At 69.3% G+C, this 12,244-nt stretch carries 14 protein-coding genes; 6 read left to right on the top strand and 8 right to left on the bottom strand.

Translation table 11 applies throughout. The features are described 5' to 3' along the window. Positions 1-2: 2 nt before the first annotated feature. From ACFPZ3_RS31235 to ACFPZ3_RS31225, 3 genes are all read right to left on the bottom strand, one after another. Positions 3-1,628: an FAD-dependent monooxygenase gene (locus ACFPZ3_RS31235; RefSeq protein WP_379517868.1), complete on the bottom strand. Its 1,626-nt coding sequence runs from the start codon at positions 1,626-1,628 to the stop codon at positions 3-5. 213 nt (positions 1,629-1,841) lie between these two features. Next, the gene (locus tag ACFPZ3_RS31230) at positions 1,842-2,456 is read right to left on the bottom strand and encodes a TetR/AcrR family transcriptional regulator (RefSeq protein ID WP_379517867.1); all 615 of its coding nucleotides are present in this window, start codon (positions 2,454-2,456) and stop codon (positions 1,842-1,844) included. 84 nt (positions 2,457-2,540) lie between these two features. Further along, positions 2,541-2,942 carry a carboxymuconolactone decarboxylase family protein gene (locus ACFPZ3_RS31225; protein ID WP_379517866.1) on the bottom strand — a complete coding sequence of 134 codons (402 nt, stop codon included), beginning with the start codon at positions 2,940-2,942 and terminating at the stop codon, positions 2,541-2,543. Between the two features lie 110 nt (positions 2,943-3,052). Here ACFPZ3_RS31225 and ACFPZ3_RS31220 point away from each other — a divergent pair, with 110 nt between their 5' ends. Next, positions 3,053-3,943: a LysR family transcriptional regulator gene (locus tag ACFPZ3_RS31220; protein WP_379517865.1), complete on the top strand. Its 891-nt coding sequence runs from the start codon at positions 3,053-3,055 to the stop codon at positions 3,941-3,943. Positions 3,944-4,084: 141 nt separating this feature from the next. Here ACFPZ3_RS31220 and ACFPZ3_RS31215 read toward each other — a convergent pair whose 3' ends face one another. Then, positions 4,085-4,561 (bottom strand): DUF6194 family protein, encoded by a 477-nt coding sequence (locus tag ACFPZ3_RS31215; RefSeq protein WP_379517864.1) that lies wholly within the window; start codon positions 4,559-4,561, stop codon positions 4,085-4,087. A 63-nt stretch (positions 4,562-4,624) separates the two neighbouring features. On the opposite strand from ACFPZ3_RS31215, the gene ACFPZ3_RS31210 reads away from it, so the two are divergent. Then, entirely contained in the window at positions 4,625-5,377 is a 753-nt protein-coding gene (locus ACFPZ3_RS31210) for a MerR family transcriptional regulator (RefSeq protein ID WP_379517863.1), read from the top strand. A gap of 143 nt (positions 5,378-5,520) precedes the next feature. Here ACFPZ3_RS31210 and ACFPZ3_RS31205 read toward each other — a convergent pair whose 3' ends face one another. Next, a complete protein-coding gene (locus ACFPZ3_RS31205) occupies positions 5,521-6,450 on the bottom strand; it encodes an RNA polymerase sigma-70 factor (RefSeq protein WP_379517862.1) in 930 nt (309 codons plus the stop codon). A gap of 210 nt (positions 6,451-6,660) precedes the next feature. Here ACFPZ3_RS31205 and ACFPZ3_RS31200 point away from each other — a divergent pair, with 210 nt between their 5' ends. Then, a complete protein-coding gene (locus tag ACFPZ3_RS31200) occupies positions 6,661-7,035 on the top strand; it encodes a DoxX family protein (protein WP_379517861.1) in 375 nt (124 codons plus the stop codon). Positions 7,036-7,139: 104 nt separating this feature from the next. On the opposite strand, the gene ACFPZ3_RS31195 is transcribed toward ACFPZ3_RS31200, so the two are convergent. Continuing rightward, complete coding sequence (locus tag ACFPZ3_RS31195) at positions 7,140-7,589, bottom strand: hypothetical protein (protein ID WP_379517860.1); 450 nt, start codon at positions 7,587-7,589, stop codon at positions 7,140-7,142. 134 nt (positions 7,590-7,723) lie between these two features. On the opposite strand from ACFPZ3_RS31195, the gene sigJ reads away from it, so the two are divergent. Beyond that, on the top strand, positions 7,724-8,614 hold the full coding sequence (sigJ, locus tag ACFPZ3_RS31190) for an RNA polymerase sigma factor SigJ (protein WP_379517859.1): 891 nt from the start codon (positions 7,724-7,726) through the stop codon (positions 8,612-8,614). Here the strand turns inward: sigJ and ACFPZ3_RS31185 are convergent. Together ACFPZ3_RS31185 and ACFPZ3_RS31180 are read right to left on the bottom strand one after the other, a co-directional pair. Next, a complete protein-coding gene (locus tag ACFPZ3_RS31185) occupies positions 8,604-10,319 on the bottom strand; it encodes an ABC transporter family substrate-binding protein (RefSeq protein ID WP_379517858.1) in 1,716 nt (571 codons plus the stop codon). The genes sigJ and ACFPZ3_RS31185 overlap by 11 nt on opposite strands. A 120-nt stretch (positions 10,320-10,439) precedes the next feature. After that, on the bottom strand, positions 10,440-10,586 hold the full coding sequence (locus tag ACFPZ3_RS31180; protein ID WP_379517857.1) for a hypothetical protein: 147 nt from the start codon (positions 10,584-10,586) through the stop codon (positions 10,440-10,442). Positions 10,587-10,698: 112 nt separating this feature from the next. Between ACFPZ3_RS31180 and ACFPZ3_RS31175 the strand changes: the two genes are divergently transcribed. After that, complete coding sequence (locus ACFPZ3_RS31175) at positions 10,699-11,640, top strand: carbohydrate ABC transporter permease (protein ID WP_379517856.1); 942 nt, start codon at positions 10,699-10,701, stop codon at positions 11,638-11,640. Positions 11,641-11,721: 81 nt separating this feature from the next. After that, complete coding sequence (locus tag ACFPZ3_RS31170) at positions 11,722-12,234, top strand: carbohydrate ABC transporter permease (protein ID WP_379517855.1); 513 nt, start codon at positions 11,722-11,724, stop codon at positions 12,232-12,234. Positions 12,235-12,244: the final 10 nt, after the last annotated feature.

Below are 12,244 nucleotides of genomic sequence, written 5' to 3'. Positions count from 1 at the left end.
CCTCACGCCGCGAGCGGCGCGCCGAACCAGCGCGCCAGCGCCGCGCGAAGCCCTTTCCGCCCATCAGCGCCGGGGCCTTCGCGGTCATCAGCGCCGGGACCTTCGCGGTCGGTGGCGCTCGGGCCTTTGCGGTCAGCGGCGCCGGGCTGGGCCGATGCCCAGGCGACGTAGCAGTCCGGGCGCAGGAGCAGGGCGGTGACCGGCGTCGTGACCGGGCCCTGGAGACGGGCCGTGACGACGTCCACCCGGTCGCGCCAGCCGGACAGCTCCCCGGCGAAGGATCCGTCCTCGGTCAGGTCCACCAGCAGCGGCCGGGCGTTCACGGTCAGCGCGGCGAGCCTGACAGGACCGGTCTCGGTGTCCAGCACCAGGTCGGGGGCGCTCCGACCGGCCAGGGGATGGGTCGCTCCCATGTCGTACCGGATGTCGGCGCCGGCCATCATGTCCGCGATGTGCCGCACGTTGCGCCGGTCGCCGAGCAGTTCGGTGAACAACACGCGCAGCGCCGTGACCTCGCTGCCAGGCGCGATCAGCGCCGACTGGGCCTCGGTGTGCATGACCACCCGCTCCGAGGCCGGCCGCCGCTCGATCTCGTAGCTGTCCAGCAGCCCGGGCGGCGCCCAGCCGAGGATCTCGGCGGCGAGCTTCCAGCCCAGGTTGACCGCGTCCTGCAGGCCCAGGTTGAGTCCGGGCCCGCCGATCGCGTTGTGCACGTGCGCGGCGTCGCCGACCAGCAGGATCCGGCGATCTCTGTACCGGTCGGCGATGCGGGTGTTGCCGCCGGCCAGCTTGCGCCGCAGGAAGGGACCTTCGCCGTCGGGCTCGCCGAGCGGCAGGTCGGCGCCGAGCACCCGGCCTACGCTGGCCCGCATCTCCTCCAGGGTCGGCGGCTCCTCGTCGCCGGGCTGGTCCTCGGGCCACTCCATGGTGGTCACCATCGGCGGCTTGCCGGGGAAGCGGGCGTACACGAACACTCCGCGCTCGGTGCGGTGGTGCATGAATGGCGGGATGTGGCCGTAACCGGGCACGTTCAGCCCGCCCGTGACCGGATCGACCATCGAGTCCGGCACCGTGGCGTGCACGATGCGGGAGACCATGGTGTCCCTGCTCACCCCGGGGAACCCGATGCCGGCCAGCTTGCGCGTCAGACTGCTCCCGCCGTCCGCCCCGACCAGGTAGCGGGTCTCTAACCGGTAGGGGCCGTCCGGGCCCGCGACCTCGATCGTGACCCCGTCGTCCTGCTGGGACAGCCCGGTGATCTCGTGTCCCCTGCGGATCTCGACGCCGAGTTCGGCGGCGCGTTCCGCCAGGACCTCTTCGATGCGCAGTTGCGGCACGTGCAGCTGGTAGAGCTGGTTGTCCTCCAGGCCGCTCAGGTTCAGCGGCAGCGCGCCGAACACGAAGCCGGGCGCGGGCTGCGGTGGCTCCTTGGAACCGCTGAGGCGCTCGTACAGGCCGCGCCGTTCGATCACGCGTACGACCTGGCCGACCAGGCCGTTGGCCCGGTTCTCCCGGGTGCGTTCCGTTCGCCGCTCCAGCACCACCGGCCGTACTCCGGCGAGGCTCAGTTCGCAGGCCAGCATCAGCCCGTTGGGGCCGCCTCCGGCGATGACGACGTCTGCGGACATGGCGTTTCCTCCTTGTATGGGGCATGGCGCATCGACCGGCGGGGTGCCGGTTGCTCACAGTGCTCTTGCGAAGGTTCGCGTCAGGGGCCGGGCGGGCCCCCAACGACTGCTCAGGGGCCGGGCGGTCCCGCCGACGACTGCTCGCGTCAGGGGACGGACGCTCCCGCCGGCAACTGCTCAGGGGACGGACGGGCCCGCCGGCACCTGCTCGTGTCAGGGGACGGGCAGGCCCGTCGACACCTGCCGGAACGCGTCGGTCAGCAGGTCGCTGATCGGGATGGTGGGGCGGGCGCGCATCCAGTGGACGGTGACCGCCCTGATGACGGCCGCGACGGCGGCGGCGGCCAGGTGGGGATAGAGGTCGCGGCCGGGATCGGTCCCGGTGCGCTCGGCGATGACGGCGGCCATCTCGGTCTCGATCTGGGCGTCGGCCTTGTGAATCTCGCCCTGCAGGGCGGACTCGGCGAACACCAGGCGGAGGCTGGAGGCCCACTGCTCTAGGTCGACGTGCTCCATCTCGGCATCCTTGCCCAGCCCGAACCGCGTCAGCGCCGCGTTGGTGACCGCCTCCCAGAACGGCTCGGCCGCCGGGCGGCTGCGCAGCTCCTCTGTGATCTGCCGGGCGCGCTCCAGGTGCCGGAAGGCGATCGCCTCGCCCTTGCCGGAGAAGTAGTTGTTGAACGTGCGGGCGGAGACCCCGGCCTCGGCCGCGATGTCCTCCACGCGGACGTTGCCGAGACCCCGCTCCGCTGAGAGCCGGATGGCCGCCCAGCTCAACGCGATGCGCGTCTCGCGCTTCTTGCGCTCCCGCAGTCCTTCAGTGGTCACATGCCCACAGTACACAAACTTGCGTGATCAGAAAAGATGCGTAATTAGCAAATTTTCCGCGTAGTTGTCGTACGCGGTTGGTCGTCAGCCGGCGTTGGTGATCGGCAGCAGGCCGCGCTCGGCGAACACCTTCTTGGCCACGAGCGTGGCGTTGATCGCCCGCGGGACGCCGCAGTAGACCGCCGAGTGCAGCAGCGCCTCGGAGATCTCCTCGGGGGCCAGCCCCACGTTCAGCGAGGCGTTGACGTGCACCTCCAGCTCGATCTCGCACCCGCCGAGCGCGGTCAGCACGCCGAGCGTGACCAGTTGCCGCTCACGGGGCGGCAGCTCCGGGCGGGCGTACATGTCCCCGAACGCCCACGCCACCACCTGGTGACCCAGCTCGGGGGAGACCTCGGCGAGCGAGTCCACGACCCGTTGCCCCGCCTCGCCGTCGATCTGCTCCAGCACCTTCATGCCGATTTCGTAGCGTTCCTGGCGGTTCATGTTTTTTCTCCTTCATGTCCGGTTGGATGACTCCATCCTGCTGCCTTTTCGTTGAAGGTCTGCCTGACCACGCAACTCTCGTATACTTCCTATGCCTGGGAGGTATGGCCATGGAGCTGCGATTGCTCACCTACGTCGTCACCATCGCGGAAGAGGGCAGCCTCAGCGGCGCGGCCCGGCGGCTGCACCTGACTCAGCCCACCCTCAGCCGCCAGCTCCGTGAGCTGGAACGGCAGGTGGGCGGCCCGCTCTTCGCCCGTACCGGCCGCGGGCTCACGCCCACTCCGGCGGGGGAGGCCCTCGTGCGGCGGGCGCGTACGGTCCTGACCGAGGCCCAAGCCGCCCTCGACGACGCCCGCCTGGCCGGTCAAGGCCTGTCCGGGCAGTTCACGATCACCTTCGCCGGCTCGGGCATCAACGGGCCGCTCGGCGCCGCGCTCGGGCGGCTCCGCCGCGAACTGCCTCGGGTGGACCTGCGGCTGCGCGAGAGCTTCAGCGACGCCGAGATGTCGGACGCCGTGCTCAACGGCCAGTGCGACCTCGCCGTGCAGCGGCTCCCCGCCCGCGACGCCCGCCTGACCACCCGCACCTGGTGGCACGAGCCGCTCACGCTGTTCCTGCCCGCCGGGCACCCGCTCGCCTACGGAGGCGAGCCCGCCCCGCTGTCCGCGCTCGGTCAGATTCCCCTCGTCATCTGGCCGCGCGAGGTCTCCACCCGCTCCTACGACGAGATCATCGCCCTGTGCCACCAGGCCGGGGTGGTGCCGCGGATCGGCGCCGAAGGCCGCAGCAGCCAGACCCTGCTGGCCCTGGTCGCCGCCGGGTTCGGCGCCGCCGTGCTGGCCGACTCGCACCGGGCGCTGCGCCGCGTCGGAGTGACCCCGCGCCCGCTGGCCGGCACCACGACCACGCTGCACCTGGTGTGGCGGGCCGACGACACCGGCCCGCTGCTCCAGCGGGTCCGCAACACCCTCACCGACCTCCAGCCCGCCCCGGCGTGACCCCAGGAGAGCGGGGATCCCATCGTCTACGGGCCGGTCTGGCGTGATCGCGGGAAGGTGGGATCCCGCCGCCTACGGGCCGGTCTGGCGTGATCGCGGGAAGGTGGGATCCCGCCGCCTATAGCCCGGCCATTGACGGTCTCAGTGGGCTGTGGATTCGGTACGTCGTTCATAGCGCGAGCGCGCGAGCTCGTAGGCCGTACGCAGCAGGTCGCGAGTCGTCGCTTCGGTACCCGAGCCCGGGTTCACCACTGCCAGCCAGCCGACGGCGCCGTAGACGGGGTGCGCGATCACGGTGTCGGTGGCGCTCGGGTCGGCCTCGGTGGTGGCCGCCTCGCGGGGCGCGTGGCCGGTCCACCGGACGAACGCCTCCTTCCCCGCGGAGATGTTCACGCGGAAGGTGTCCGGCCGGTCCAGGCGCGATGCCTCGTCGCCGGGGTAGTTCTTGGTCACGACCGTCGCGAAGGGCTGGGTCGTCGTCGGGACGACGCCGTCAGGTGAGTAGTAGAAGAACGTGTCACCCCAGCTGATCTCCGGGGTGCCGTCGCCGGATGCCGGCCTGAGGGTCAGGACGCCGTCGAGGCCGCCTGCGAAGCTGATGATCTCGTCGATGGTCATGTGCTCTAGCGTTGCATTAAAGTCCTTGTGGAGACTTTGGGGCTGAGGTAGAGGGGTTTCAGGGTGTCAGGTCTCAAATCGGGGCACCTGCGTACCGTGGACGTCGCGCGGCGGGCCGGATACTCCGTTCAACAGGTGCGCAATCTTGAGCGCGATGGTGTGCTGCCGGCGGCGACGCGCACGGCGACGGGTTACCGGGTCTACGGCGAGATACATCTGCGGTCCGCGCTGGCGTACCGGGCTCTCGCGGCGGGTGTGGGGCCGGTCGAGGCCAAGGAGATCGTCCGGGGTGTGCACCGGCTTCCCCTTACGCGGGTGCTCGCCCTGCTCGACGCGGCGCACGCCCGGCTCGACGTGGAGCGTACGGAACTGAGGCAGGCCAAGGACGCCGCCAGGGAGATCTCCAGCGAGCCGATCGAAGACGTACGGGCGGCGGACGCGATGAGCGTCTCCGAACTCGCCGCCGCCCTCGGCCTGCGCCCTTCGACGTTGCGGCACTGGGATGCGGAGGAGCTCGTCGTCCCCGACCGTCACCCCGTGCGCGGGACGCGACGCTACACGCCGGCCCAGGTGCGGGACGCGCGGATCGTTCACCAACTGCGCAAGGCGGGCTACCGCATCGCACCCCTCAGGGCCCTCATGCCCGAGTTGCGGCGGGCCCGACGGCTGGCGGACGTCGTAGAGGCGCTGGCCGCCAGGGATGCCGGGATCGCGGCCCGCTCAAAAGCCCTCCTCGACGGCGCCGCCGCACTCAGCGCCGTCCTCACACTCGCCGCCTCGGCACCCCACGACCCTGCCGCCGCCGAACCCGCGTAGCCTGGGCGGACTCACGCCAGCAGGGCAAACCCGCGTAGGCAAGGCGGACCCGCGTCAGCAGGGCAAACCCGCGTAGGCAGGGCGGACTCACGTCAGCAGGGCGAGCCCGCGTAGGCAGGGCAGGCCCTCGTGAGCAGGGGTTTTCAGCGGCGCAGGGTGGTCTCCCGTTCCATGTGCGACAGCTTCTCCGGATTGCGCACGGCGTAGAGGCCGGTGATGAGGCCGTCGTCGATGCGTACCGCGAAGACGGTGTCGATCTCGCCGTCGAGCCGGAGCATCAGCGCCGGGTGGCCGTTGACCTGAGCCGGCAGCAGCGGCGCCGTGTTGGAGATCCTGCCCAGCACGTGGGCCACCGTGGCGGCCCCCACGATGGGCTCCAGGGCGGCCAGTTTGACTCCGCCGCCGTCGGTCAGGAGGACGACGTCCGGCGCGAGGATGTCGAGCAGACTCTGCATGTCACCCGTCTCGACCGCCCGCTGGAACGCCTTGAGCGCGTCTCGGGTCTCGGCAGCGGAGACCACCTCGCGGGGCCGGCGCGCCGCGACGTGTGACCGTGCCCGGTGCGCGATCTGACGGACCGCGGCCGGGCTCTTGTCGACGGCTTCGGCGATCTCGTCGTAGGCCAGATCGAACACCTCGCGCAGCACGAACACCGCCCGCTCGGTCGGCGTGAGCGTCTCCAGCACCAGCAGCATCGCCATCGAGACGCTGTCGGCCAGCGCGATGTCCTCGGCCACGTCGGGCGCGGTCAGCAGCGGCTCGGGCAACCAGGGACCGACGTAGGACTCCCTGCGCCGGCCCAGCGTACGCAGCCGCATCAGCGCCTGGCGGGTGGCGATCCGCACCAGGTAGGCACGGGGATCCTGGACGGTGCCGAGGTCGACGCCCACCCACCGCAGCCAGGTCTCCTGCAGGGCATCCTCGGCGTCGGCGGCCGAGCCGAGCATCTCGTAGGCGACGGTGAACAGCAGGTTGCGGTGGGCGACGAACGCCTCGGTGGCGGGGTCCATGCGGTCGTCCTGGCTGATGCCCTGGCCGCGATCTTCTGGTGCGGTTCGCGGCGTGCCGGCCATGGGTTGCTCCTCTTCACTCTCGATCGTTGTCACCCACTAGATGCCGGTCCCTGCAGTTCTGTGACACCGAAACGGTAGCCAATCTACGAGACAGCGGGGTCCATCCGCTCGCGGTCCGATGTGACATGACCGGATGTCACACTCCACCCGGCGACGGTCTCTCAGACGCCGTTGAACGTCTTTCAGGACCGACCACTACAGGGAGTTCCCATGCAAATCGCCTATGTCGTGACCACGCTGGTGACCATCGCCGCCAACACCTTCTCCGGATTCGCGGCCATGACCCGGCTCCAGCCCATCATGCGGGTGCTCGGGCCCTCGCTCGCGAACGCCGGGGTGCCCGAATCCTGGCTGGTCTGGCCGATCGGCGTGCTCAAGGTTCTGGGCGCGATCGGGCTGGCGCTCGGCCTGCTCGGCGTGCCGGTCATCGGAACGGCCGCCGCGACCGGGCTCATCCTGTACTTCGTCTGCGCGCTCTACACCCACGTGCGCGTCGCCGACTACTCGCGGACCTTCTTCCTGGCGACCGTGTTCTTCGGCCTGGCGGTGCTCACACTGGCGCTCGACCCCGCCGTGACACGCTGATCGCCTGGCTGTGTGTGGCGTGCCACGACGACACCAGCCGCGCCACCGGCCAGCACAACGCGCCGGCCGGACCGCCGGCGCATGATCAAGGACATGAACATCTTCTAGGCGGCCGGGCGGATCTCGCTGAACAGCCTGAGCGTCACCGGCCGCGCCCGATGCAGGCCCAGACCGGGCAGCCGCAGGCTCCGGGGGGAGAACGCCGTCTCCAGGACGATCTTCACATAGGCGGGCTCGCCGGGGACCACGACGCACAACGCCGACACGTCGGCGCGCGTCTCGTTCTCTCCCAGTCGCAGCGACACGCTCTCGTCGGTGTCCAGGTCCGCCGCCTCCCACGACAACGTCACCGGCTCGCCCCAGCGCCGCGAAAAAGGCAGCTCCAGGGAGAATCCCGCCAGTGAGCCATCGGGACGCAGGTAGAAGGCGCCGCTGATCTCAGAGGTTCGATAGAGCGTTCGCGGGCCTCTCGCCGTGCTCATCGACAGTGTCGCGTCGGTGGCCTCCAGCGCGATCTGCCACGAGCCGGGGTCGGTGTATGCAGGGGTCTCCATGTTTCACCTCGCTGTGCGGTTCGGGACCTCGCTAATGAAGACGGGATACGGCCGGAAAATGTGACACCCGGGCATGTCACACTCGGGCGGCCGGAGGAGCTCTGAGGAGTGTCCGCCGGGAAAGGAGCCCCCTGATGCGTGAGATCCCCGTGGCCGAGGCCTCAGAGGTGTTCGCCGACCACCGCGAGTTGTTGTTCTCCATCGTCTACAACATGCTCGGCACCGTCGCCGACACGGAGGACGTGCTGCAGGAGACGTGGCTGGCGTGGTCGGCGCGCGGTCTGGACGGGATCGGCAATCACCGCGCCTACCTGGTGCGCGTCGCGGTCAACCAGGCCCTCGCCCACCAGAGCGCCTTGCGCAGGCGCAAGGAGTCCTACCTCGGGCCATGGCTGCCGGAACCGTTGATCACCGGTCCCGACGCGGGCGACCCCGCCGTACGCGCGGAGACGGTGTCGATCGCGATGCTGGTCGTCCTGGAGACGCTCAGCCCCCTGGAGCGGGCGGTATTCGTGCTGAACGAGGTGTTCGCCTACCAGCACACCGAGATCGCCACCATGCTCGGCCGCAGTCCCGCCGCGGTCCGGCAACTCGCCCACCGGGCACGCGAGCACGTAAGGGCCCGGCGTCCGCGCGCCCGGACCGACCGGCGGACCCATCGGGAGGTGACCGAGCGCTTCATCGAGGCCGCGTTCGGCGGTGATCTGGGCGCGCTGATGGAACTGCTCGCGCCCGAGGTGACCCTGTGGTCCGACGGCGGCGGCAAGTCGGTGGCGGGCGGGCCCCGGCCGATCCGCGGCCGGGACAAGGTCGCCAGAACCCTCGTGGCCAGTACGGGCCGCGTCGGCGGCGTGGATGTCCGCTACCACCAGGTCAACGGCGACCCCGCGGTGGTGATCTTCGCGCAGGACGCGCCGTACGCGGTGATGGTGCTCGACCTCGACGCCGCCGGGGAGCGGGTGCAGGACGTGTACGTCGTCAGCAACCCCGACAAACTCGCCTCCATCTCAGAGATCAACCGGTGAAACCGGCCGTCGTCCAGTCCAGGTACTTGTAGCCGCGGGCGCCGAAGTTGGCGAGCGTCTTCTTGACCGCCCAGATCTCGGGACGCTGGTAGAGCGGGATGGTGTGGACCATGTCCCAGAGGAGCTTGTCGGCGGCGTTGGCCAGTTCGGCGGCCTTGGCCGGATCTGTCTCGTCCACCACCGCCTCGATGGCGGCGTCGACGGCCGGGTCGCTCGCCTTCGGGTAGTTGCTCTCGGAGCCGGTCTTGTACTTCTGCGGCAGTGAGCCCAGCGGCAGCGGCGTGCCGATCCAGGCGAACGGCGCCAGGTCGAAGTCGCCCTTGTTGAGATAGTCGGTGAAGAGCTTGTCGGCGGGGACCGGGCGGATCGTCAGCTTGATCCCGGCCTCCTTGAGCATGGCCTGCGTCAGCTCGGCCTCCGCCTTGGAGGCAGGCATCTCCGACGGGATGACGATGGTCAGGTCCAGTTCATCGCCGCCCTTCTTGCGGTATTCGCCTTCCTGCTTCCAGCCGGCCGTGTCCAGCAGCTGCTTGGCCTTGCCCAGGTCGTACGTGCCGGTGCCGCCGGAGTTGTCGGCGTAGCGCTTGTCGTTGTTCATGAAGACGTGGTTGCCGAGCGTCTGCATCGGCCAGTCCATGTCCTTCAGGTTCGACCGCGTGATCACGTCGCGGTCGATCGCGTGCTGCACGGCCTGGCGGACCGGCTTGTCCTTCAGGAACTCGCTCTGGTTGTTGACCGTGATGTGCCGCCAGTTCGGGCTGAGCGCCTTGCGGATCTCCGTGTCCGGCACCTCCTTGGCCCGCTTCAGGTCGGCCGGGCTGCCGCTCGGGACCTCCACGGCGTCGAGCTCGCCGTTGGCGAAGGCGTTCACCTCGGCCGCCGGGTCGGAGATCGTACGGAAGATGAGCTTGTCGAGCTTGGGCTTGCTGCCCCACCACTTGTCGTCACGCACGAGGGTGAGCGTCTTGGTGCTCTCGTCGATCGACTCCACCTTGAAGGGCCCCGCGGTCACCGGGATCTTCTGCAGGTAGTCCTTCTCGAACGCCTGCTGCGTCGCCATGTGCCCGGCCGGGAAGAGGTGCGAGGTGGCGCGGTTGTACAGGCCCTGCCACTCCGAGTACGGCTTCTCGAAGGTGATGACGGCGACCTTGTCCGAGTCGCCCTTCTCGATCGACTCGATCTTGTCCCAGCCGTCCGTGGAGGCGGTCTTGAAACCCTTGTTCTCGCCGTTGTCGGCCTTCCACGCCGCCGCGAGGTCCTTCCACGTGATCGGCGTGCCGTCCGACCACGTGGCCTTGTCGTTGAGCGTGTAGGTGACCACCTGCTTGCCCGACGACCTGTCCTCCTTGACGTCGGTCACGTAGTCGGGGTTCGCCTTGAAGCTCGCGTTCTCGTCGGCCAGCATCAACTGCGGCATGAGCGGGTCGAGCATCGTCGCCGTGTCCGCCTGGTTGCCGTCGATGTGGTGGACGTTCCACTGGCTGGGCCACTGCCCGATCGACAAGGTCAGCGTGCCGCCGTCCTTGACCTGGTCGTACGGGACGGGGTTGATGCTGAACGACGGGGTCTCGGCCATCTGCCGCTGGGCCTGCTTCGACTGCTCGGCGCTCGGCTGCCTGTTGTCCGAGCCGCTCCCGCCGCTGCAGGCCGCGACGGCCAGGGTCAGGGCCGCGACGCCCGCGGCAGCTCGGTAACGAACCTTCACTCTTCCTCCGGGGGACTATGACGGTCTCCCTACCGCGACGAACAGCGATCGACCTCATGGGGACGACCAGTGCTCAAGTAAGGTACCTTTTGTCCCTTAATGTTACCATCCGGCGGCCTTTCAACGGCGCGGATACAGCCCGCCCGCCCAGAGTTCGTCGACCCTCAGTTTCTGGTAGAAGTTGGGCGCCGACGGCGCGGCCCAGATGCTGTCCACCTGGAGCTTGAGGTACCGGGCGCGCTTGAGGTCGAGGTCGATGAAGCGCACGCCTCTCGCGCTCAAGTGGCGGGCCGCGGCGCAGGACCTCATCACGGGAGGCAGGACCGTCGAGCAGGTGACGGCCGCGCTGGACGACGAGTGGTCGAAGGTGTCCTGACCCATGGCGGTGCGGACCCAGGCGACACCCGCTCGGACCACGCGACGACACGCGAGCCGGCCCCAGGGGACGGTGGCGGAGAAGATCAGGACGTTCGCCTTCTTCGGCGCGCCCGGCCTGTTCGTCTACGCCTGCTTCGTGCTCGCCCCCATCCTGATCAGCCTCGGCTACAGCCTCACCAACCACAACCCGTTCAACCCGCCGACGCGGTTCGTCGGCCTGCGCAACTACCTGGTGCTCTTCACGGACGCGGAGTTCCTCACCTCGCTGCGCGTCACCACGATCCTCACCGTCATCGTGGTCATCGTGCCGAACGTGGCGGGGCTCGGCATCGCGCTCCTGCTGGACCGCAGGAGCTGGTTCTACAACGCGATGCGCACGGTCTTCTTCACCCCGATGGTCCTCAGCTCGGTCGTGGTGAGCATCGTGTGGACCCGCATGCTGGACGACCAGGGGCTGGTCAACCAGGCGCTGCGCGCGCTCGGGATCGCCGACCCGCCGGGCTGGCTGTCGGACCCGCGCATCGCGCTCTACTCGATCGCGGTCATCCTGTCCTGGCAGTTGCTCGGCTTCTGCGTCGTGGTCTATCTCGCCGGGCTCCAAGGCGTGCCCAGGGAGCTCACCGAGGCCGCGGCGATGGACGGCGCCGGTCCTGTGCGCCGCTTCCGCTCGGTGACCTGGCCGTTGCTGGCGCCGGCGCTGACCATCAACACGGTGGTCCTGCTGATCTCGGCCTTCAAGACCTTCGACCACGTACAGGTGATCACCCACGGCGGCCCGGGGACCGGGACGACCGCGACGATCGCCTACAACATCCTGCAGACCGGCCTCGTGGCCAACCGGCAGGGGTACGCCTCGGCGATGGCGATCGTCATGCTCGTCATCATCGCCGCCGCCTCCGCCGTGACGCTCAAGATCCTCAGCCGGCGGGAGATCAGCCTGTGAACGACTCGCGAGCGCCGTGGCTGCGGCCCGTCACCGCGCTGGTCATCAGCGCGTTCTTCGTGGTCCCGCTGTACATGATCCATGCTCCTGCTGCTGTCCGGCCTGATGATCCCGCCACAGGTCATCCTCATGCCGATCACCCAGGTCCTGCAGTTCCTCGGGCTGATGGGCACGGTGCAGGGACTGGTGCTCTTCAACGTCGGCTACTACATCCCGTTCGGGGTGTTCGTGTTCTCCGGCTTCCTGCGCGGCATCCCGATCGAGCTGGAGGAGGCGGCGGCGATCGACGGCGCCTCCAGGACACGGATCTTCTGGCGGGTGGTCTTCCCGCTGCTGCGCCCGGCGACCGCCAGCGTGCTGATCTTCCTCGGCGTGTGGATCTGGAACGACTTCATCGATCCGCTGGTCATCCTCGGCCCCTCCCAGGGCACGACGATCACCACCGGCATCTACCGGTCCATCGGCCAGTACCAGGCCGACTTCGGCACCGTGTTCGCGCTGATGTTCCTGGCCACGATCCCGGTGCTGATCTTCTACCTGTTCCTGCAGAAGCAGTTCGTCAAGGGCCTCACCGGGGGCGCGACCAAGGGCTGAGCGCGTGGCG

Source organism: Nonomuraea insulae (assembly GCF_042656245.1).
Note: the sequence above shows the minus strand (reverse complement) of the source record. Positions and strands in the feature narration are given on the sequence as shown.